The following is a 22190-nucleotide window of genomic DNA, read 5'->3' on the forward strand; positions in this document are numbered from 1 at the left end:
CGATTATATGGCAAGCGCGGGTCCGCATATTTCAGTAAAGGTTGACGAAGTTTTCAATGTCGCTGGCGTATCTATTACGAATTCACACTTGATGGGATTCTTGGGATTGATCGTACTGTTGTGGGTAATGTTCCGTACTCGTGCGGCGGTTTTAGGTAAAAAGAAGCATAATTTTATTACAAGACTAATTCAGTGGACGTTCGACGGACTTTATAATACGGTTTGCCAAGTCATTCCAGACCAAAAATGGGCGCGTAAGGTTGCTCCGCTTTGTATTACGTTGTTTTTCTTTATCGTCGCGCAGTACTGGCTGGGGCTTTTGCCGATCGTTGGTCCAATTACAATTGGCGAGCATCACACTCCTCTATTCCGCGGTGGTGTGGCGGATCTTAATATGACTTTCGGCTTGGCAATTGTAACGATTGTCGCGGCTCAGATTTACGCGTTTAAGTATTTGGGCTTTAAGGGCAATTTGGGGCGATATTTCATCAACCCGCTGCGTGATCCAATTATGTCATTTGTCGGCATTTTGGAGTTAGTGGCTGAGTTTTCGCGAATGCTGGGGCTGAGTTTCCGTCTGTTTGGTAACGTTTTAGCTGGCGAAATTCTCTTGGCAATCATCGCTTACATGACGAAGTTTTTGTCACCTGTGGCTCTGCAGCCGTTCTATCTCTTTGAATTATTTATTGGCGGTATTCAGGCGTATATTTTCTTTATGCTATCAACTGTGTTTATTTCTCTGGGGCTGGCTCACCATGATTCGCACGAGCCAATTGATGAAGTTCACTCCTCTGTTGAAACTAATAAATTAGCGATATCAGAGAGTGATTAAATTAGGTAATAATTAACTAAAAGGAGAATATTAACAATGGAAGCATTATCATTTGCACTTACCTACGCAATCCCAGCTGCATTTGCTGCAATCGGCGCTGCAATCGTTGGCGCAGCAGCTATGAACGCCGCTGGTCGTAACCCAGAAAAAATCAACGACCTACGCACAATGATGATCTTGGGTATTTCATTCATCGACGCTATTGCTATTATCGGTTTCGTCGCAGCAATCGTCGGCAAAGTTATGTAGTTTTCGGGAGTAAATTGTGGAGAAAATATTAACACAATTTGCCAATTCTGGCGCGTCGGAAAAAGCTGGTCTGTTTGATTCGCTAGGTATTGATTGGGCGCTGTTGGCGTTTCAGACGGTAGCATTTTTAATCTTGCTATTTGTTCTTCGCAAGTTTGTCTATCCGCCAATGATGGAAATGCTCGTCAAGCGAGAAAAAGACCTGAAAGCGGCTGACGCGGCAGCAAAATCTGCCAAGGAAAATGCCGACCGAGCCGAAGAAATGACCGCCGAAATGATGCGAAAAGCGCGAGCGCAAGCTAGCGACATCGTGGCGTCTGCTCGAGAAGAAGCGACCGAAGTTGTTGAAGAAGCGGCTAAAAAAGCGACCGCCAAATCTGAAGCTTTGATTAAAGAAGCGCATAATACGATTGCTCAAGAGATTGAAAACGCTAAGAAAGATCTGCACAATTCGACATTAGAGTTGGTGGCTGAAGCGACTGGCAAGGTTTTGGGCGAGAAAATTGATGCGAAGAAAGATACGAAGCTGATTTCGGAAGCACTTGAGGAGGCTGAATAGATGAGATTAGTGTCCAGGAGAAAGTTGGCAAAGTACGCAGCTGAACAAATTTTAGCTGGCAATGACGCGGTGTTGGAAGAAATTGCTGGTCTTTTGATTTACGAAAAGCACGAACGTGAAGTTGATTTGTTGGTGCGAGATATTGAGGCAGAATTGGCTGATAACGGTGAGATTGTGGCGTCGGTCGAGAGTGTGAGAGCGCTTGATGACAACACAAGGCGTAAAATAGAGCAATTTCTGGCGACTGCGGCGAGCGATAAAAATAGAAAGCCAAAAGTGTCGCTAAGAGAATCAATTGACCCGACGTTGATTGGCGGATTTAAGCTACAAACGCCGACCGCAACACTGGACGCAACGGTTTCGAAGAAGTTAAACGACTTGCGGGCGAAGAAAATCTAGGAGGAAAAATGAGCAAGATTGATGTGACAGAATTAGCCAAAAGCCTGCGGGAAAAAATCGCGCAGCTGGAGGCGACAGAAGGTTTGGAAGATGCCGGCGTGGTTATTCGCGTTGGCGACGGCGTGGCTTGGGTGCATGGCTTAAGTAGTGCTGGTTATAGCGAAGTGCTGGAAATTGAAACTGACGGCGGCACGGTTGAAGCGTTTGCCCTGAACTTGATGGAAGATGAAATTGGCGCGGTGATTCTTGGTGGTGAAGATAAGGTCAAGGCTGGCGCTAGCGTTCGCCGCAAAGGTTCGGTGCTAGACGTTCCTGTCGGCGAAGAACTATTAGGGCGAGTGGTTGACCCGCTAGGTCGACCTCTTGACGACGGTCCAGCGATTAAAACGAAGAAACGTGGTTTAATTGAGCGTCCTGCTATTGGCGTGATGGGTCGTAAGTCAGTTCACGAGCCTCTGATGACTGGTATTATGTCGATTGACGCGATGTTCCCGATCGGTCGTGGTCAGCGTGAGCTTATCATTGGTGACCGTCAAACTGGTAAGACGGCAATTGCTATCGATACGATGATCAACCAGGCTCGTCAAAAGACTGGCGTGGTGAACGTTTATGTGGCGATTGGTCAGAAATTGTCGAAGATTGCTCGATTGGTCGATCGATTGAAAGAAGAAGGCGTGATGGATCAGACGATTATCGTTGCGACCAGTCCGTCTGACGCGGCTTCTCTACTTTATTTGGCGCCTTACGCTGGTACAGCCATGGGTGAATATTTCCGCGATAACGGTGGTCACGCATTGATGATTTATGACGATTTGACAAAGCACGCGGTGGCTTATCGACAGATGTCGCTATTGTTGCGCCGTCCACCAGGACGCGAAGCTTACCCAGGTGACGTCTTCTATTTGCACTCACGCTTGTTGGAGCGCTCGGCTAAATTGTCAGATGAACTTGGCGCGGGAAGCTTGACGGCTCTGCCAATCATTGAAACGCAGGCTGGCGACATTTCCGCTTACATTCCAACCAACGTGATTTCTATTACCGACGGTCAGATTTTCCTGGAAACCGACTTGTTCTATCAAGGCATTCGTCCAGCCATCTCAGCCGGTCTATCAGTTTCTCGTGTTGGTGGCGCAGCTCAGACGAAAGCCGTTAAATCTGTCGGCGGAAACTTGAAGCTTGGTCTTTCTCAGTTCCGCGAATTGGCGTCATTTGCTCAATTCGGCTCAGATCTTGATGACGCAACAAAGGCTCAAATTGACCGCGGTCAGCGACTCACTGAACTTCTGAAGCAGCCACAATATCAACCAATGAGCGTTTGGGAACAATTTGTCAGCATTCACGCGGTGACTGGCGGTATGTTTGACGAAGTTCCAGTTTCTAAGATTAAGGATGCGCAGTCTGCTCTATTGACTTATCTCTGGAAAAATTCTAAAGATGCTATGCGTGAGTTGAACAAGGGCGACAAGCCTTCGGATGAGCAATTGAAGCTGATTGATGAAGCTACAAAAGAAATAGCGAAAGGATTTGAGGAGTAATTCATGCCGAGCACTCGCGCGCTGAAAAATCGCATTCGTTCGGTGGACTCAACCAAGCAGATCACCAAGGCTATGCAATTGGTGGCGGCTAGTAAAATGCGTCGGGCTCAAGAGGCGGACAAAGCTTCTGCGCCGTACACAATGGCGGCGGAAGAATTGCTGTCTTATTTGGCGAGCCAAGGCGCAACCGACAATCACCCGCTGTTCGTTAGGCGAAAGATAAATAAGCGATTGATTATCGTGGTGGCCAGCGACAAAGGTCTGGCTGGCGCATACAACACCAACGTTTTGAAGAAGTATTTGGAGCTGTTAAAGCGTGATGACGAGCGCGGAATTGAGAACTTAACCCTGACGATTGGTCGGCGAGCTTCGCAATTCGCAACGCGTCTTAAAGATACGAAAATCATCGGTACGTATGAAGATTTGCCAGATCAGCCGTCTGGATTGACGTTCCATACGATTTTGAATACGGCAGTAAATATGTTTGAAAATGGCGAAGTTGACGCCGTTACGCTTGTCTATACGCGTTTTGTGAATAGTATGGTTCAGACTGCTGAATTGGATAGATTATTGCCAGCAGGAACGAAAATCTTGGTTGATCCGAGTGAAGTTTCTAACACGATTTCTGACGCCAAATATGAGCCGAGTATTCCAGAGGTTTTGGACGCGGTAGCGTATCGCCTGGTTGGTGCGCGACTGTTGCAGGCGTTACTTGACGCTCGAGCCAGTGAGCATTCTATGCGTATGATGGCGATGAAGAATGCTACGGATAATGCCAGCGATTTGGTTGACGATTTGACGCTAGCTATGAACAAGGCTCGTCAAGGGGCGATTACTCAGGAACTTGCTGAAATTTCTGGTGGCGTGGAGGCGATGGAACAATGATAAAGGAGATCTTGAAGTAAAGGAGCAATTATGAGTAAAAATGAAGGAGCTGCAATGGTTACAATTGAACAAGTGAAACAATTTCTTGCAAAGCATTTTGCATTTAAAGTTTTAGATAAGCGCATAACACCAACCTTGTATGGATGGTTGGTAAGTCTAGTCCCTGATGAGTATTACACTAGCTCCACATACCGACCAACTATACCTGGTGAAGGTGGTCTGCAAATTGATCGAGAGACTGGTGTGTATTATAGACTTCCAGGCACAATGGCTGCTCTTGAGAGAATGAATGAACAATGCAAAAAACTAGGCATTAAGTCAATTGATGATATTCAGTCTCCAGAACACCTTCGTCAATTTGTTGATGGCTTCTTAACTGCACAAGGTAATATCACTGATAATACAACAGGAGCTGTAAATGAGTAAAAATCTAGGTAAAATTATTCAGATCGTTGGCGTTGTCGTTGATGTGGAATTTCCGCGAGACGTTGAACTTCCAGCGATTTACGACGCGTTGCACGTTAAAAACGGCAATAAGAATTTGGTGCTGGAGGTAGCTCAGCACCTGGATGAGCACACCGTTCGAGCAATTGCCCTGTCTTCGACAGATGGATTGAGTCGTGGTGCAGAAGTTGTTGCGACTGGCGCTCCAATTTCCGTTCCAGTCGGCGCGGAAACCCAAGGACGAATGTTTAATGTTGTTGGTGAAGCGATTGACGAAAAGCCACAACCAAAAGGCAAAACCGCCCCAATTCACCGCCCTGCTCCAGCGCTTTCTGAGCAGTCAAATAAGACTGAAATTTTGGAAACTGGTATTAAGGTTGTCGACTTGATTGCGCCACTTGCTAAGGGTGGAAAGGCCGGTCTATTTGCTGGTGCTGGTGTCGGTAAAACTGTTCTTATCACTGAGTTGATTAACAATATCGCTAAGTTCCACTCTGGAAACTCTGTTTTCGCTGGTGTTGGTGAGCGAACGCGTGAAGGTAATGACCTTTACTATGAAATGGAAGAGGCTGGCGTTTTGGATAAGACTTCGCTAGTCTTCGGGCAAATGAACGAGCCGCCTGGAGCACGTTTGCGCGTGGCATTGTCGGGTCTGGCGATGGCTGAAGCTTTCCGTGACGAAGGTAAAGACGTCTTGCTATTTATCGACAATATTTATCGTTATACTCAAGCTGGTGCTGAGGTGTCGGCATTGCTTGGTCGTTTGCCAAGTGCGGTTGGTTATCAGCCAAACCTCCAGCAGGAAATGGGTGCTTTGCAAGAGCGAATTACCTCAACGAAGAAAGGCTCGATTACCTCTGTTCAGGCTGTTTATGTGCCAGCTGACGACTTGACCGACCCAGCTCCTGCGACGACCTTTGCTCACCTTGACGCTACAATTGTGATGAACCGCGCATTGACGGAAATCGGTATTTATCCAGCGGTTGACGTTTTGGATTCGAGTTCAAACTCACTTGATCCGGAAATTGTCGGTGAAGAGCATTACCGCGTGGCGCGCGAGGTTCAGCGAATTTTGCAGCAATACAAAGAGCTTCAGGATATCATCGCTATTTTGGGTATGGAAGAATTGTCAGATGATCAGAAGCAGATTGTTGCTCGCGCTCGTCGTATTCAGCGATTCTTGGCACAGCCGTTCCACGTGGCTGAGAAGTTTACTGGAAATCCGGGTGTTTACGTTAAATTGGAAGATACTATTCGCGACGCTTCCGACATTTTGGCTGGTAAATACGATGATAAGCCTGAAAACTGGTTCTATATGGTTCAGGGTACGTTGGCTAACCAAGTTGCTCGCGACGCTGAAGCTGAATCTGCCGAGGCTAAAAAACATTCTGAAAAGAAAGCTAAATAGCCATGAAATTGTCATTAGTCACACTTGTCGGTACGAAGGTTGACGAAGAAGTTTATTCGGTGTCAATTCCGACTACTGACGGCGAAATTTCCGTTTTCCCAAGCCACGAGCCGCTAGTGACGATTGCACGGGACGGCGTGATTACCGTGCGTCGACATAAAGAAGATTCTGATAATCAGTTGGAATATTTCGCAATCTCTGGTGGTGTGGTAAAAATTGACTATTCTTCGGTGCAAATTTTGGTTGATGAAGCTGATCACGGCGATGACATCATCGAGGCGGAAACTCAGAAGGCTCTGGAGCGTGCTATTAAGGCGCGTGATGAGGCTGGCGATCAAGTTGAGCGCGAGAAAGCCAAGCAGCTTATCGATCGTCATATGGTGCGATTGAAGGTGGCGGATCTTCATAGGCGTAAGCGACGACGCTAATATTCTACTACTGGGGCGTAATAAGCGTGACGTCTAGCATGTCGCGTAGGGCGTGAATTGCCATCTTCACTTCTAGGCGTTTACTCTCCGGGAAGACGTCAGGTGTATTCTTCTCATATGTTTTTAAGAAGTACTCGTCAAATTGCTGAGGGCTTACGGGAGAAAATCTAGTACCAAACTTAGAGAGCGATTCCATATATAACATAATGTCGTTGAGCGCGTCATCTGGACTATTAAATTTTCGCATTTCTGTTAAATCTACTATGCGAACTCTATTATTGATATCTCTCGCGGTATTTTTTACCTGAAAATCTCCGTGCATTAGACCGAAATCGTTTAATGTCACTAACGTCAAGGCTGCTGTGGTCAGAGCTTCTGATATTTCTGACTCAGTAGGTTTGTAAGTTTCATTTAGAATAGTGTTGTCGTAGGTGACAACCCCTGATTCAAATTCGGTAATAACGCTATAATTACTCCCCTATCTAGTAAAACCTAGAGTCTGGAATGTTAGTCGTCTTCCTTCTTCTCTGCTATTAAGATACTTTGTTGTATTATATTCGCGGATAGCGCGACTTAATGAGTCGACCGCCTTTATCGCTACTGGTTGAATTATTTTTGGAGAACTATCTGTTTGTCCTGATATTGTCATGTCTCCGAACTGGACTTGGTAAACACTATCTTCCCTACCTTCTGCATATTTTGGTACCTTATCCACTCGGACATCGAGGGGAGTTTGATTTGGTTTTGAAACATCCGATAAGAGTATTATACCTTCCGGACTATTTTTCAGGTTAGATGTTGTAACATCTGAAGGGTGAATATAAGATAGTTTACTTTCTAGATATTCAGACATACCTATATTATATCATAATAACTATACTTTTTCAATCAATTTGCGTATAGTACTAAGACTCTAATTAATACTAATCTAAATAGCGACGTCTTCCGTCGTCTATTCTTTATCTTCAGCGATACCAAAAGTAACAGCCACGAATAGAGACAGAACCACTACAAACCCTGAGATAATGGCGATAGTTTTTGATGTTTTAAATGAAATAGCGTTATTTGTATACACGGATAATGTTGAAAAGGTCTCCATGTCGCTAAAATCAGGCATTGCAAGGCCGCAGATAAATAATGAGATTGACATGACGATAAAGGAAACACGTACTATTGTGGTGAGATGGTCTTTTGATGCATGGCGTTTTTTCATTTGTCGGGAGATGATTGCAAGACAGATACAGCTAACGATAAGCGCCCACGGGCCAAGTAGTGCTAGTACCCAACCGCCGATGCCAGTAATGAATCCGCGTGCGAGCGAGAACCAGATAGCACTTACCCATAATGCTATGACAATCCATGTGTCTATGGCCTGTTGTTTTTGTAGTTTTTGTTTTTTTGTTGTCATGTCAATAAGTATAATGTGGATGATCGTTGTGTGCAAGTATTGATCGTACCTCGTCGGTCGTTGTGGTGTGCATCAATTTCTCCCGAAGTTCCTTTGCTCCGTCAAAATCGCGAATATAAATCTTGAAAAAACGTTTTAGAGTTTCAAAAGGTCGCCCTAAAATCGGCTGGTAAGAATCAAACAAATCCAAGTGATAATTAAGAAGCGCCAACAGTTCTTCTTTATGATTATCTGCGTCAGTTTTCGATTCACGGAAGCAAAACGGATCGCTGAAAACGCCCCGCCCGATCATAATTCCATTCACGCCAGGATGTTTTCTGGCAATTTCCAGCCCATGCTCTCGGTCGCGAATGTCGCCGTTGATAGTCAGGAGCGTTTGTGGGGCAATTTCATCGCGCAGCTTAACAATCTCGTCAATCAATTCGTAATGCGCCGCAACTTTACTCATCTCTTTTTTGGTGCGCAGATGAATCGTCAGATTCACGATGTCTTGTTTGAGAATTGTCGTCAGCCACTCTCGCCATTCATCGACATAAGTATAGCCCAGCCGAGTTTTTACGCTAACAGGCAATCCAGATTTTTTGGCGGCATCAATTGCAGCTATCGCTATGTCGGGCCGACGAATCAGAGCCGCGCCACCGCTTTTAATGGCAGATTTGGCGGGACAACCCATATTGATATCAATTCCGTTAAAACCAAGTTCCGCGCAGTGCTTCGCGAAAGCTTCCATGTCCCCTGGCTCGCCACCCCAGATTTGCGCAATCAGTGGCTGCTCATCGTCGGTCTTAATTAGTCGCCCAGCTATGGCTTTGTCGCCAGCGTGAACCCAACCGGTGGCATTTGCGAACTCGGTGAAAAATATATCTGGCGCGCCAGCCTGTTTCACGACATGACGAAACACGACGTCGGTGACGGCTTCCATTGGTGCCAATATGAAAAATGGCTGCGGTAAATCATTCCAAAACGATGTCATCTCTGTTATTTTATCACAAAAAGGAGAAAACCCCTCACTCTCGTCTTTGAGAATGAGGGGGATGGCGGGCTCAAGCGGTTCTGCTCGGAATTGATTTCAACGCTGAAATCGACTACCACGAGTGAATCTCGCGAGCCCGAAAATTAGAAAACATCAATACTTCCACGTGCCGGCTCACGTTGCTAGGCGTCATTGTCTAGCAGGAAATATTGATGAACCTGAACGCCGCCATTGAGGCGCTCGACAGCGTTAGGTTTTTTAATTGCCGGATGGCGGGCATGGAGGGAGTCGAACCCTCTCCTCTCTCTCGTGCGAGAGAGAGGGACTCTCGGTCCACATACCCTTTGATTCTTTTCCGGATTACCGGCTGGCTGAATCATGCCAGGGGCGGACGGACGCCCTCTTGCTGACGCGGAGTCAGCGGTTTCGCAGATCAAGATCTGCGACCGTCTTGTCAAGTGTTTCTTCCTCCGCACTGGAGGCAGACTTGTCCACTACCGCCACAAGTGTGGCAAGAATACCCGAGGGACCGCTTCCCGGTCCCATTGCAGCTCGGGCACGTCTTCGTGCCAGTGTACCCCATGTGGGCACATTTCACACAAGACAAGGGTTTCACCCCCTTCCCGCCGCGGTTGCGGCAATAGAAAGGAACTAACCCCTCTTTCAAGCCATGCTTTTGTGCGAAGCATGACCTGGGTTTGGTGTCATTCGCGACACCAAGCCGAGAAGTTATCTCCGTCAACAAAAGCGTTTATTATAATAACACTAATTATAAAAAAATGCAACAATGTACTAGAATAATTTTTATATTTCGCCTGCTAACAGGTCTTTTTCGAATTGCAACATTCCCTTATAATCCGCCGAATAGCCAGAAATATCCGGCAGATCTAACGTGGTGATTTTTTGCCAAATAATCTCAATCAGTTGCGTAAATTCAGACAGTTCTTCTCTGGAGAACATGTCTTCCAGGCTGAGGATATCGCCGGTCTTCATGTCTGGCTCGACAAATTGTAATCGCCCGCCAGTAAACGTGAAATTGCTATAATCGCGTGAATGCTCGACCAGCAGCTGATAGAACATCAATTGCTGACGATATTTATGAAGTTTGATTTTCTCGTAATCGGCCGAACCTTTCCAGGAATGTGACGGCTTGCCAGTTTTATAATCCGTTACGAAGATGGTTTTATTTTGCTTGTCGATGTCCGCGACGTCAAGTTTACCAGTCAATCTGGCGCTATTTATAATTACGCCTTGGTTTGAAAAGTCCAATTCCGCCAAGTCCGTGTCGTGAAAATCTGAAGATTTGGCGTTTAAGAATGCGGTCAAAGCCGACTTCCCTTTATCCAAATACAATTGAAAATCGTCGGCTGGCAAATGTTGGCTCTCGAGGGATTTTTGGAAAAATTGGAGAATTTGTTCGGTGCTTGGCAATTGATGATCGGCGCTGAATGAGCAATGTGCTTGCTGAAGGCTGCTGTGAATTGCGGTTCCGTAAGCCGCGGCGGAATTTTTGGCGGATGGAAAATGCAGCAAATTGTTCAATAAGAAATTCTGCGGTCCGCCACGTGAAACGTCGAGGAAGTTATTCAAATGTGTCGCAGAAAGTTTGTATGTTTCCAGTGCTGGCGCCAATAAGTCCTTTAATTCCGGAACAATCGGTGAAGTTAGTCGCGTCGTCCAGTCGGTTTCAGCGAGTTCAATTTGTTCAGCCGGATCGTCGCTGGTTGGAATGATGGTTGGTGTGCAATTCGTCAAGAAACTGGCAATTATCGTGTCGCTGCCGGAATCGTTGGTTTGGGAATAAGTCATGGTCAATGTGGTTTTGGCGCGAGTCATCGCCACGAAAAACAGCCGAAGTCGCTCGTCATAAGTAGCGCCAGCTGGCTGAAGTTGGAGATTTGCGGGATATCGGATAGCTCGGCTACGTGAACGAACTTTTTCGCCCCAAGCGCTGTCAATTGCCCCAATCACAAAAACGTGCGGAAATTCCAGGCCTTTGGATTTGTGCGCGGTCATCAAATTTATAGCGCCGCTGAGTGAACTTGCGTGCGTGCGAATTTGTGTTAAGCGAGTCTTTGTCGAAATATGCAGGTCAATAAACTCCAAAAAGTCTTCCAGTGTTGGATTTTTATCGGTGATTCGATCGCGAAGTTTTTGGCGCAAAGTACGCAAACTTTCCAGAATTGTCAGATACGCTTCTGGGTTTTTATCTAGCTTTTCTGGCGAGAAATAGAAATTGGCGAGAGAATTGACCTGAAGGTCGCCGCTTTCATCGTTAGTTAAGCCTAATAAATTGTCCAATTGCTCTTCCAATGGTAGATTCGGCACGTCCTTAGCGCGCTCCAAAAGCCACTCCGCAAATTCCTTAAATACGCTGTTCGCCAGCATACTTTCCAGCCACAATTGCCGATTTTTGTAAGCTTGAAGGCTCAATTTCCAGATGTCCAGCGCAGAAAATCCAAACGCTGGATGAGCCGTAATTTCCGGCAATAAGCTATTGGCGACGTCCAAATTATTCTGGCTAATCGCCACGACAGTTCGCGCTAATTTGTCCAGAATCTGAATTATGTCTTGCTCCAGAATGTCGTCGTGACGCTCGTAATTGACAAAAAGATTTTCCTTATAAAGATGCGGAAGAATTTCAATGAGTTCCTTATGGTGGCGCGCAATAATCGTGATGTTTTCTGGTTTCTCGCCATTTTTTATCAGCTCGGCAATTTGTTTGGCAATTCCCGCTCGCTCTTCGCTAACAGATGAGAATTCTTGGATTTCGACTTTTGAGCCTTCGCTATTTGCGTGTGCGGTCAATTGTTTTGATAGCCCGTCAATTGTGTTTTCCAGTCGATCTGCGCCTTGAGTGATGACGTCCCGCGCTGAGGATAAAATGTTCTCGGCGGAACGATAATTGTCGGTCAAAACGATGATTTTTGGGTCGTGATAATGCTGGCGGAAACGCTGGATGTTGCCCACGTCTGCGCCTTGGAAGCTGAAGATTGCTTGGTCGTCGTCACCAACCGCCATGATGTTTGGATTGTCGTCGTTCTCGCTGGTCAAATTGAACAGCAATCGTAATTGCGCCAAGTTTGTGTCCTGGAACTCGTCGACCATGATGAATTGGAATTGCTCTTGGAGATTTGCGCGCAGTTCTGGGTGAGATTCGCAGGCTTGAATAACTGATAAAATCATGTCGTCGTAATCAAATAGCGAGCGCTCGGATAAAATATTTACGTATTTTTCGTAAACGTCAATTGCGGCGGATAATTTTTCTGCGGCGGTAAAATCTTTCAGGACAAATTCGCCATTGGCATTTTTTTCGCACCATTTATTTTTCCAAGCAGTCAGTGGCTTGGTTGAGTTTTCGTCAAGTGCTTCCTGGGTGGTGTGCACGATACTCAGCGCCAAAACGTTGGCGTATGGCGTGATTGAGGCTGGCAATTTTGAGTTTTTCTCGTCAGGATTTTTGGCGGCTAAATTGGCAATTTTCTCAGCTATCGGCGCAAACATTTCGATTGTCTTTTTCGATATTTTGGCGGAAAATACTTGCTGAATATCTGGCGCGATTTCAGCGATTGTGCTTTGATTGTCCTCAATAATTGCCCGTAATTCTGACGGCGTTAAGCCGCTTTGCTTGAACTCGGAAATAATGCGGATGAGGTCTTTAATGTAAACGAATTCCCCGTTATTTTTCGCGCTTAATGGATTTCGCCAATCAAGTCCTTCGAGTATTCCAGAGATAATTTGATATTGCGTCAATTCGTCAACCGGCTGAGCGTCGGCGCCACGGAAAAAATACTCGCGATGTTGATTGATGATTTCTGCGCCGAAGCTGTGGAACGTGTGAATCGCAATTTTATACGCGTCCTCACCGATAATCTGGCGAAGTCGTTGGCGCATATTCGTGGCGCCGCTTTCAGTAAACGTCAAGCACAAAATACTGTTAGGTAAAGTGTCGGTCTGTTTCAGGATTTGGGCAGTGCGCATACTTAGAAGCTCGGTTTTCCCCGTTCCTGGCCCAGCAATTACCAAAAGCGATCCGTGAATGTAGTCGACTGCTTGTCGTTGATTATCGTTTAATTTAGCGTAACGAGTATTGAAATCCATAGTTTTATTTTACCATGTTGACTAGTTTTAATAGAGCGTGTAATATTAGGGTATCGTGCTAGTTCCTTGCGCGTTTCAGTTAGCTAAGGGACGCACAGTACCTTAGCGATTTCTATCCTGGAAGGAGAATCATGAGCAAGAGGATTATTTCCGTACTTGCCATCGTCATGCTCGCCGCTGGGTCGCTATTCGTGACTCAGAGTAGCGCCAAGGCATATCCTGGCAACTGCTATGCGGAAGTGACGCCTGACCTCAGAGGGCACGCTAGCTGTCATTCCGGCACGGGGTATTACCGTGTTAGTGTCAGTTGCGCAGCAGTCTGGACGTTTGGATATGCCTTTGGGGTGTATAGCCCCTGGGTTGCCGTAGGGTCCAGGAATGACGAAGCCTGGGCGTCGTGTCCTCCTGGAGCGTGGCTGTGGAAGCCTGCTGGACAGGCTCGCTATTACGCGTTCCTCGAGAGGAGAAATCCCTGAGATGAGCCTCAGAGTCGCTCTTTGGAGCGACTCTGAGGCTAAGATTTATAATATTTTTTAAGGAGGGCGTAAATGAAAAACTTAAAAAAGATAAGATTTAGTCATATATATATGTTTGTGCTGACAATTGCGTTGATCTTTCTGAGTTATCAAGTCTACTGGCTGAATGAAAAAGAATATCGAAGATCAGTCCAGTCCTCTATTGATTATCTTGAAAATGCCCAAAGTATTAAGCGACTTGAGTTTTGTGTTAATCACGCCATTAAAGATTGTACTGAAGAAAATGTCGACGCTTGGAATGAAAAACATCCAGAAGACGCGTTTAAGGGTAAAAGCCACTTGGATATTTCCCGTCAATCAGTCGAATCGGTCAGACAGGTTGGCTATTAGATTTCACATCTTTGCCATCTCGCGCACCTCATAAAAAAATGGTAAAATATTATCTATGAATAAGGCGACGTATGACGAGCTGGCGCTGGAGCGAATTGCTAAGGAAGAATTTGGTTTTCCAATTGATGTTCAATCGATAATTTTGTGGCACGCCGATGTTAGTCGCACGGCTAAGGCGTCGGTGTTTTTGACGAATAAAAAGCAGCTGATGATGTATTTAGAGGCGACGTCGCCGTTGATTTTATCTGACGTTAAAAAGATAATCTCGCGAATGGGTATGCGTGCGGAATTGTTTCTTCCACCAAAAGGTCAGCCGCGATATTTTGAAGACATTGGCAAACGCAAATTCCGCGAGGTTTTTCCTGGAAGAAGGCACGTTACGGATGAAGATTTACATTTTTATAAAACTTTGGCGCCGTATAATCCTGCCTTGGTTTTGATTTCTGAAGTGAAAAATGGCGAGATATATCAATTCGATTCTGACGCGTACGGAAATTGGCGAGTCGGCGCAAGGTTCAGTTACAGAAGGATTCGGACAAGCTAATGCGCGACTACTTGGATATTATTAAGCGGAATCTGCTTTCCCCTATCGTCGTGGTGATTTTTTTGCTGGCTGGCGCGCTGGTTTATGTTCGCGAATATCGTGATGCGTGGTTTATTTCGGTGGTGATTGTCGTGAACTCGACGATTGGAATTATTCAGGAGCTAAGGGCTAAGCGAGTTTTACGTCAATTGGAACTGATGAGCGCGCCGAAAGCTCGATTGTTGAAAGATGGAAATGTTGTCGAGGTCGGTTATGATGAGCTTAAAATTGGCGATGAGATTCTTATTCAGGCTGGCGATGAACTACCGGCGGACGCGAAAGTTATCGAGTCGAAAGGCTTGGAGCTGAATGAAAGTATGTTGACTGGCGAGTCCGCGTCGATTGAGAAAAAGGACGGCGATGTTGTGCTGGCGGCGACGACGGTTTTGGCTGGTGAAGGTACGGCGCGAGTAATTGCGATTGGTGACGACACGAAAGCTGGCGCGATTAGTCAAGTCCTGAAGCGTTACAAACCAGAACTCACACCTCTGCAATTAGCGATTTGGCGCGCAATTTACTTCTTGACTTACGGCGCAATTGTTCTGTCGCTACTTATCGCTATCGTCTATTATTTCTCTGGCGATAATGTCGTCGTCATCTTAAAAACCATAACTTCAGCAGCGGTTACAGTTGTGCCGGAAGGTTTATTGTTGGCGAGTTCTCTGCTTTTGGCGTTCGGCTCATTGCGATTAGCCCAGGCGAAAGTCTTGCCGCAAAAATTGTCAGCAATTGAAGCGATGGCGCTTTTGAATTTGCTGGCTGTAGATAAAACAGGCACTTTGACTAGCGATGAAGTTACGTTGGAGCGGGTCGAGGCTTTTGATGATGAAAATGACTATTCAGACTCTGGCATCGCCAGTTTTGCGGCGTTAATTGCTCATGAAGCCAGCGGCGGAAATATCACTGGTCGTGCAATTTTGGCGGAAGCTACGTCGCCAAAAAATACGAAAGTTTTGGAAGTGATGGCGTTTTCGTCGGCGCGTAAAATGGCTGGCGTGAGGGCGAATATTAATGGCGAAATTCGAACGTTAATGATGGGCGCTCCAGAGTTTGTGTCGAAGTTGGCGCCGGTAGATGAGGAGATCCAGAAGAAGCTGAATGATTGGGCTGACAATGGCTTGCGCGTGCTGATGCTGGCTGAATTTTCGGATGATAAAACCAAATTGAAAGACTTGAAAAACGGCTCTGGAACGGCAATTGGTGCGGTTGTTCTGCGTAATTCCCTGCGTCATGGCGTTGTTGAAACGGTGGATTTTTTGCAGAGCCAAGGCGTAACTATTCGTGTAATCTCTGGTGATAACCCGCGCACAGTTCAATACATCGCTAAGGAAGCTGGAATTAAACATCCAGAAAAGGCGATTTTAGGTGAGGATTTGGCGGCGCTTAGCGAAGATGAATTTAATAAGGCTGCCGATACTTACACGATTTTCGCCAGAGTTTTGCCAGACCAAAAAGAGCGCTTGATCAATCGATTCCAGCAATCCGGAAAATTCACCGGTATGGTTGGCGACGGCGTGAATGACGCTCTGGCTCTGAAAAAGGCTGACCTCGGTGTGGCAATGTACGCGGGCGCCCCAGCTTCGCGCCGAGTTTCTGACATTATATTGCTCAACAATTCGTTCACTTCTCTGCCGATGGGAATGAAGCTTGGCAATCAAATTATGCAAGCAATCGAAGTCATCGCTGTTCTATTTTTCCATAAAATTATTTACGGCGTGACGCTTCTTCTTGCAACGATTCTTATTGACATGAATTATCCGTATTCGCCGCGCCACATTACGTTTATGAATATTTTTCTGGTGACGATGCCGACTCTTATGTGGACGTTGTTTCCGCCCGTTCCGAAGCATCGAATAAATCCGAAGCGATTTTGGCATGATACTTTGCTGGCTGTTACGCCGATTGCCTTGATTACTGGCGTGGCTGTCGCGTTCACCTATTGGATTACCTCTGTTATGTTCCCTGGCCACGCAGCAGAAGTCGCAACGATGACGGTGCTTACTGCAACTTTGTTTGGTGTATATTTGGTGTTCTTGGTGGGGATTATGCTTGACGTAACCATCGATAAATCCGCTAAGCGTGCTCGTCTGCTTTATCTTCTGTCGGTGATTATTGTGGCGGCTGGTAGTTTTGGATTTGGCTTTCTGAGAGATTTCTTCGACTTTACCGTGCCGAATTTGTTTATAATGTGGCCAGCTGCTGGCGCAATTGTCGTAGCGATGTTATCCCAGCTATTCATTGCTCGCTGGGCTGGTCGGCGAATTGTTCGGTAGGAATTTGTCTATCTATTCAGTAATTTGCCAAAAACGAGATATCCTATAGTCCAGAAAACGCAACCGCATAGTAAAAATATTCCGAATACTTTCAAATAGTCTGTGAACGAACTCAATTCGTACCATCCGCTTATCAACAAACAAGGGAAAATTGTCAATATCATGACGATAAAATGTATGGCAGATTGTTTGAGTAATGACCATTTTTCAATGTCGTATATTACAGATGCGGCTGCGACTATGGATATTATGATGCCAGATAAGAATGTCCCCTTAATCTGTGACGGGTCAATTTTTTGATATGTCATTATGAGAGCTAATGCCGACATTATAACAAAAGGAATAATTCCTCTAAACGTAGCTTGCTTTAATATTCTAGTCTTCATGGCTATAGATTACGCTTTCTTATCCAAAACCACAAGGTGCTCAATGTGCGGCGTCCTCGGGAAGAAATTGTAGCCTTGATGATGCACGATTTCGTATTTTTCTTGAAGCAAACTGACGTCTCGCGCTTGCGTGACAGGATTGCAGCTCAGATAAATAATCCGAGGCGGCTCAGTTTCCAGCAGTCTATTAGTAACGTCCGCGTGAAGTCCAGCGCGCGGCGGATCAACGATGACAATTTGCTCGCCCGTTATATATTCCAGAGATTTTTCGCTCGGCGCCAAAATCGCCTTGGCATTCGGTCGATTCAGTTTGGCAATATTCCTCTGCATCTCCGCAACGGCATGCTCGTTAATCTCCACGAGCGTCACGTCATCGCCTCCAATCGTCAAGCCAATTGTCCCAACTCCAGAATAAAGATCGAGCGTCGGCATTTTTTCATTGCAATTAATCCACGCTTTCATATCGCTCAGGGCTTTTTCGTAGACGGGAATGTTGACTTGGAAAAATCCTTCGCAAGCGTAGTTGAAGGCGACGCCTAAAATCGTGTCGCTCAGTGTCGTGTCGCCGAATTTGTTTAAGCGTTCGGTAATTCTGCTGGCTGGGCTTTTGGGGTCGGAATAGATTATTTCGCCGCCCGCGGCTGATAGTAATTTGGCTTCATCGTCGGAAATCAGGTTTTCTATCTTATCTTTTACGTACAATTGCCAGACGGCGTTTCCCTGTTGATCTGAGCGAATCAGGAGTGTTTTTAATTGGCGCGCGACGATTGGTTTTTCTCGTAAGAGGTCACGGATTTCAATTGCCAATTTATTTATGCTCGGATGCGCCAAGCTGGTTCCGTCAACGATGACTTTCCCTTTGCCGCCACGCTTGAAAAACGCCAAGTCCAAAGTTTCTTTTTCGTCGTCGTCCGTTTTGTCACCGAACCAACTGAACTCGACTTTATTGCGATAATTAAATTCTACGCCGTCGGTAAAGATGTCAATTTTACCTGGCAACGTAACACTATGAAGCCGGAAAGCTTCTTCGATTAGCGATGCCTTGTGCGACTGCTCGCTGGACATCGGCATTATTTGCCAAGGACTGGTGCTTAAATAGCTATTTTCATCCTTCGGCGTAATTCGCTCTGGACTTTTCTCGATAATTTCCGTCACTATTCCTTCGACGAAGTGTGATTTTTTCTTTGTCACGCGAATCGTTACAAGCTCTTTCGGCAGTCCTCCCCAGACGAACGCTTTGCGACCATCGTCAAGTGTTCCGATAGCTTGCCCGCCGCCAACGATTTTTTCCAATCTTAAAGTCTCAAAAATTTGCTTTCTCATTAGGTTATATTATATCAGGATGTGTGGATTTTTTCTGGCTGGCGTGCTATAATCGTCATTGTCCTGGCAATAGTGGGACGTCGCCAAGTGGTAAGGCACTGGGTTTTGGTCCCAGCATTCGCAGGTTCGAATCCTGCCGTCCCAGCCAAATTTGACAGACATAAATTATCGCTCTTTTGGGCGATTTTTTGTTTTTAAGCAATCAAGCCATTTTTATCTAGTAAATTCATAAAATCGTCAATAAACAAATTAGTCCTCTCAACAATTTCTTTTTCTCCGAATTTTTTATAAACATTGCTTATATTCTTGAGTTCAAGATTTTCTGTTCCGCCTATGCGCTGTCCTCTACTATTGTCAAAACCCTGGTAATATTTAATTTTATCTTCGAACCTATAGTCGGATGCGCGAATATTGACTCGTTTTTCTAAAAGAGATTTATTACCAAGGAGGTCGATTTGTCGATTATTAGACAATCCTTTCTCGTTTTCCTGTCGCTTTCTGGAATAAATATGCTCAATGTCAAACTGCTGAGAAAGAAGCGGCAATGACTGCTTTTCATTAAGCATCATGCGGAGCGTCAGCATAGATTTGGTGATTGGTCTGCCGTTCTTGAAGGTATACTCGGAAAATGTTCTGTGTATTTGCTCCTTGTCGAATTTAAAATCTGAAAATGTAACTTTATTCAAATTGACTATATTTAGCATCTCGGCAAAAATAGGAGTTCTTAATGCGTTCACTCCGGGATGTACCATTGCATATCCCCATATAAATACAATTGTACGATCGAGAAATGCCTTAAACTCTTCGTTATTTAATTTTCCATCCTCATCGCGATTTGTTAAATAATATACAGATATGAAATAATTCCACATGCTATTTGGCGCATAGTTTAATATGAATAATTTCTTTAAAACCTCTTCGCTGAAACGTTCACGATTTTGATCGGTAATATCTTCCCAAAATTGAGCAAGATCTTTAAGATTCTCAAAAGTGTCATCTTGTTTAAGTACGGAATATTTATCACGCTCATAGAATCTTCTGAGCGACTCAGTCGTGGAAGATTTGTTATTGTCTCGCTTGGCGCGAATAAAATACATATATCTCGTAAATAAATCATCCATAGGCGTGCCAGTAGTTGGGTGGAAGATTTTTTCGCAGGTTTCTTCGAGCTTTTTCCAGTCTTTAATGAACTCGTTTCTGTCGTCTTCACTTTTCTGCTTGTAATATTGATAGAATTGAGCCTTAAAGATATCGGAATCCGAAAGCGGAAGACCTCTATCATTTAATGTTGAGAAAATGCGAAGAGCGGTGTCTTGAGATTCGGCTTCAATTGGCATTAAGATGCAGTTATTAAGAATTCTTGCTGGCAAGTTCTTTGCAAAAGTTGGGAAGCTATTGATGAATTCCTCGACTTTTTCAAGGAAAAATCTAAAGTTGTTGGCGTATCGGCTAGTTTGGTTGTCGGTAACGATGCCTGTTCTTAGGATTGACAGAAATTCTTCCTTATCTTTATCGGTGGCGACAACAGAATCTATTTTCAGGTGATCTTTATCTGGTTTGCCCATTTCATCTGTTTTCCATATACAGCTGGCGATACGTTCAGAAAAGTCTTTTGATCCTTGGTCTTGCATTTTGGTGAATCGATCGTAAAAAGCTCGAAGGAGAAGCATGAATGTGGTTAGGCGCTGCTGACCGTCGATCACTTCTTTCTGTTTCTTGTCGTTTTCAAAAGTCACAATCGAGCCAAGAAAATACTCGTCGTTCGTGTCAAACTTTGTGGCGTCATTATCTGGTATTGCGAAAGAAAATATATCATCCCAGAGAGTCTGACAACTATCCTCATCCCACGCATATGGACGCTGGTAATCTGGTATGATGTAGTCCGCCTTTCTATCTGATAAGAGTGCATGGATGCTTTTCTGGTCTACGTTTAGCTTTGACATAATATCCCCCGTTTATTTTTTGTCGCTAAATTTATGAATATTCTTGGTGTAATTATAGCATGTCGCAGCATCGGCTGCGGCGGGTAGCCTTCGCATCGCGGATAGTGCGATCACAAAAAGCGTAGTTTGAAACTACGTCTCATCCCCGTTGTTACACATATCGCGACGGGGATTCTTCAATTTATAGGATAAAATCCTTGTAACTTGCCAAAGTCGCCTGTGCGATAGTCTGACTAGTTTGATGTAGGTGTTGCTTCACAAAGTAATACCCAAGTTTATATCCCGCCCAGCGCGGTAAAACACCATCGCCGGTGAAAAATATTTTGGTATAATCGTAAACCTTGTCTTCAAAATTGTCTTGTAGTGCGGTAATTATCTTATCAATTTCAGCTTGAGAAGTAGTTTTCTGTATTTCTCTCAAGAAAAATTGTTGGTTTCGCCGTCCGAGTTTAATCATTGCTTCCTCTTCTAGCGCGACCGCCAAGCCCTCCAAAATCATCCCATCAAACATAGTTTCGGCATATTCAGGCAGTTTTTCCCAACGCAGCGAATGTGACATTTCGTGGCAAATCGTTTCGAAAATAAAATCCTCGCTAACTCCGTGCTGGCTTTTATCGACAGAAATCATAATCAAGCGCGAATGAAGCGTTTTGCCAGCGATTCCATCCTCGGCGATAGTTGGCAGCGTAAACGAAGGTGTAGTGATAATTACATCAACTTCGTAATCGAACTGCGCGAACTCGCTCGAAATAAAAGTCTCGGCTTGTTGCGCTGTATTTTTGAATATGGCAATTTCGGCATCGGTGAAAATTTGGTTGGCGTTAGCGATGTGTAGGTGGAGTTTACTCATGATTTTATTATATTGCAATAACATAAGTATCACTATAGGGGTAATGCTATTTATTAAGTGCAAGATTTAAATGGAAATCACTAAAATCTCAGCAGCGACCTTCGGCGGGTCGGGACGCGAGCAACCCGCCAAACAGGGCTTTGCTCTGATTTATCTTTCAATGCTGTGTCATAGTCTGGAAATAGGTTCGAATCCTGCCAGAAACGAAAATAAAATACTATTAAAAATATAAAAAAGCTCCCACTTGCCAGTGAGAGCTAAACTGTCGTGGTGGACAATTGAGATTAGCTAATATTGATAACCTGTAGCTGCTTGGTTGCCAAGCCATTTTTCCAGGAAACAGTTTCAGATTTTTTGTGATTTAGCAGACTTTTTCCCAGCGGGCTATCCACGGAAATTCGCCCGTCCAGAGGGTTGGCTTCCAGGCTATGAACTAGCGTATATCGGAAAATCTTTCCCTGTTGATCCACCAAGTCCACGACTGAGCCGATAGCAATTTTCAATCGATCGCGTTTCCTTGGTAGTGGCTTGGCGTGACGCAAAATATCCTTCTTCATAAAGATTTTTGATTGAATATTTTCCAGCTGCGTAATTACATCGTTGCGGTGTAATTTGTCATCACGCGATTTGGCGCGCCCAATTTCCTTCAATTCCAACGTGAGTGCTTTCTCTGAAATCTCTAGCCCAGAAATTTCTTTCTGAAGTTCCTTAAATCCTTTTTTGCTTAAAAATGTTGTACTCATAC

General features: G+C 45.0%; 22 protein-coding genes and 2 tRNA genes. 13 read left to right on the forward strand and 11 right to left on the reverse strand.

The features are described from left to right. Positions 1-7: 7 nt before the first annotated feature. Genes atpB through atpC form a run of 9 tightly spaced genes read left to right on the forward strand, consistent with a single transcriptional unit; the run spans position 8 to position 6739 of the window. Positions 8-832, forward strand: a complete 825-nt coding sequence (atpB, locus tag LRM47_RS03890) for a F0F1 ATP synthase subunit A (RefSeq protein ID WP_243822871.1) — start codon at positions 8-10, stop codon at positions 830-832. A 36-nt stretch (positions 833-868) separates the two neighbouring features. Beyond that, on the forward strand, positions 869-1081 hold the full coding sequence (locus LRM47_RS03895) for a H+-transporting ATPase (protein ID WP_039327198.1): 213 nt from the start codon (positions 869-871) through the stop codon (positions 1079-1081). A 16-nt stretch (positions 1082-1097) separates the two neighbouring features. Continuing rightward, entirely contained in the window at positions 1098-1640 is a 543-nt protein-coding gene (gene atpF / locus LRM47_RS03900; RefSeq protein ID WP_165000031.1) for a F0F1 ATP synthase subunit B, read from the forward strand. Next, positions 1641-2039, forward strand: a complete 399-nt coding sequence (locus tag LRM47_RS03905; RefSeq protein ID WP_243822872.1) for a F0F1 ATP synthase subunit delta — start codon at positions 1641-1643, stop codon at positions 2037-2039. It abuts the gene before it with no gap. Between the two features lie 8 nt (positions 2040-2047). Then, positions 2048-3574, forward strand: a complete 1527-nt coding sequence (gene atpA, locus LRM47_RS03910) for a F0F1 ATP synthase subunit alpha (RefSeq protein WP_129745558.1) — start codon at positions 2048-2050, stop codon at positions 3572-3574. 3 nt (positions 3575-3577) lie between these two features. Next, a complete protein-coding gene (gene atpG, locus LRM47_RS03915; protein WP_129632730.1) occupies positions 3578-4459 on the forward strand; it encodes an ATP synthase F1 subunit gamma in 882 nt (293 codons plus the stop codon). Positions 4460-4489: 30 nt separating this feature from the next. Further along, positions 4490-4885: a hypothetical protein gene (locus tag LRM47_RS03920; RefSeq protein WP_129745556.1), complete on the forward strand. Its 396-nt coding sequence runs from the start codon at positions 4490-4492 to the stop codon at positions 4883-4885. Then, complete coding sequence (gene atpD / locus LRM47_RS03925; protein WP_243822873.1) at positions 4878-6311, forward strand: F0F1 ATP synthase subunit beta; 1434 nt, start codon at positions 4878-4880, stop codon at positions 6309-6311. The genes LRM47_RS03920 and atpD overlap by 8 nt, the downstream gene beginning before the upstream one ends. 2 nt (positions 6312-6313) lie before the next feature. Continuing rightward, the gene (gene atpC, locus LRM47_RS03930; protein WP_129632721.1) at positions 6314-6739 is read left to right on the forward strand and encodes an ATP synthase F1 subunit epsilon; all 426 of its coding nucleotides are present in this window, start codon (positions 6314-6316) and stop codon (positions 6737-6739) included. A gap of 7 nt (positions 6740-6746) precedes the next feature. On the opposite strand, the gene LRM47_RS03935 is transcribed toward atpC, so the two are convergent. From LRM47_RS03935 to LRM47_RS03960, 6 genes are all read right to left on the reverse strand, one after another. After that, entirely contained in the window at positions 6747-6986 is a 240-nt protein-coding gene (locus tag LRM47_RS03935; RefSeq protein ID WP_243822874.1) for a hypothetical protein, read from the reverse strand. 231 nt (positions 6987-7217) lie between these two features. After that, complete coding sequence (locus LRM47_RS03940) at positions 7218-7592, reverse strand: hypothetical protein (RefSeq protein WP_243822875.1); 375 nt, start codon at positions 7590-7592, stop codon at positions 7218-7220. A 99-nt stretch (positions 7593-7691) separates the two neighbouring features. Continuing rightward, the gene (locus LRM47_RS03945; protein WP_129745260.1) at positions 7692-8147 is read right to left on the reverse strand and encodes a hypothetical protein; all 456 of its coding nucleotides are present in this window, start codon (positions 8145-8147) and stop codon (positions 7692-7694) included. A gap of 1 nt (position 8148) precedes the next feature. After that, a complete protein-coding gene (locus LRM47_RS03950; RefSeq protein ID WP_243822876.1) occupies positions 8149-9120 on the reverse strand; it encodes a tRNA dihydrouridine synthase in 972 nt (323 codons plus the stop codon). A 270-nt stretch (positions 9121-9390) separates the two neighbouring features. Then, positions 9391-9463 (reverse strand) — tRNA-Ala (locus LRM47_RS03955). 461 nt (positions 9464-9924) lie between these two features. Then, complete coding sequence (locus tag LRM47_RS03960) at positions 9925-13221, reverse strand: ATP-dependent helicase (protein ID WP_243822877.1); 3297 nt, start codon at positions 13219-13221, stop codon at positions 9925-9927. 548 nt (positions 13222-13769) lie between these two features. Here LRM47_RS03960 and LRM47_RS03965 point away from each other — a divergent pair. The 3 genes from LRM47_RS03965 to LRM47_RS03975 are packed head-to-tail and all read left to right on the forward strand — an operon-like array spanning position 13770 to position 16943. Then, on the forward strand, positions 13770-14087 hold the full coding sequence (locus LRM47_RS03965) for a hypothetical protein (RefSeq protein WP_243822878.1): 318 nt from the start codon (positions 13770-13772) through the stop codon (positions 14085-14087). 55 nt (positions 14088-14142) lie between these two features. Beyond that, positions 14143-14631, forward strand: a complete 489-nt coding sequence (locus LRM47_RS03970; protein WP_243822879.1) for a hypothetical protein — start codon at positions 14143-14145, stop codon at positions 14629-14631. Then, on the forward strand, positions 14631-16943 hold the full coding sequence (locus LRM47_RS03975; protein ID WP_243822880.1) for an HAD-IC family P-type ATPase: 2313 nt from the start codon (positions 14631-14633) through the stop codon (positions 16941-16943). The genes LRM47_RS03970 and LRM47_RS03975 overlap by 1 nt, the downstream gene beginning before the upstream one ends. Before the next feature lie 8 nt (positions 16944-16951). Here the strand turns inward: LRM47_RS03975 and LRM47_RS04200 are convergent, their stop codons facing one another. Together LRM47_RS04200 and LRM47_RS03980 are read right to left on the reverse strand one after the other, a co-directional pair. Beyond that, positions 16952-17329, reverse strand: a complete 378-nt coding sequence (locus tag LRM47_RS04200) for a DUF3021 family protein (RefSeq protein ID WP_353524835.1) — start codon at positions 17327-17329, stop codon at positions 16952-16954. 9 nt (positions 17330-17338) lie between these two features. After that, positions 17339-18652 carry a class I SAM-dependent RNA methyltransferase gene (locus LRM47_RS03980; RefSeq protein WP_243822881.1) on the reverse strand — a complete coding sequence of 438 codons (1314 nt, stop codon included), beginning with the start codon at positions 18650-18652 and terminating at the stop codon, positions 17339-17341. Positions 18653-18725: 73 nt separating this feature from the next. Between LRM47_RS03980 and LRM47_RS03985 the strand changes: the two genes are divergently transcribed. Beyond that, a tRNA-Gln gene (locus LRM47_RS03985) sits at positions 18726-18800 on the forward strand. Positions 18801-18846: 46 nt separating this feature from the next. Here the strand turns inward: LRM47_RS03985 and LRM47_RS03990 are convergent. The 3 genes from LRM47_RS03990 to LRM47_RS04000 all read right to left on the reverse strand — a co-directional run bounded on the left by LRM47_RS03990 (position 18847) and on the right by LRM47_RS04000 (position 22188). Then, positions 18847-20595, reverse strand: a complete 1749-nt coding sequence (locus LRM47_RS03990; protein ID WP_243822882.1) for a DUF262 domain-containing protein — start codon at positions 20593-20595, stop codon at positions 18847-18849. Positions 20596-20776: 181 nt separating this feature from the next. Beyond that, positions 20777-21445 carry a DUF2268 domain-containing putative Zn-dependent protease gene (locus LRM47_RS03995; protein ID WP_243822883.1) on the reverse strand — a complete coding sequence of 223 codons (669 nt, stop codon included), beginning with the start codon at positions 21443-21445 and terminating at the stop codon, positions 20777-20779. A 284-nt stretch (positions 21446-21729) separates the two neighbouring features. After that, on the reverse strand, positions 21730-22188 hold the full coding sequence (locus LRM47_RS04000) for a GreA/GreB family elongation factor (protein ID WP_243809470.1): 459 nt from the start codon (positions 22186-22188) through the stop codon (positions 21730-21732). Positions 22189-22190 lie beyond the last annotated feature (2 nt).

Origin of the sequence: Candidatus Nanosynbacter sp. TM7-076 (assembly GCF_022828325.1) — a bacterium.
Taxonomy (GTDB): domain Bacteria; phylum Patescibacteriota; class Saccharimonadia; order Saccharimonadales; family Saccharimonadaceae; genus Nanosynbacter.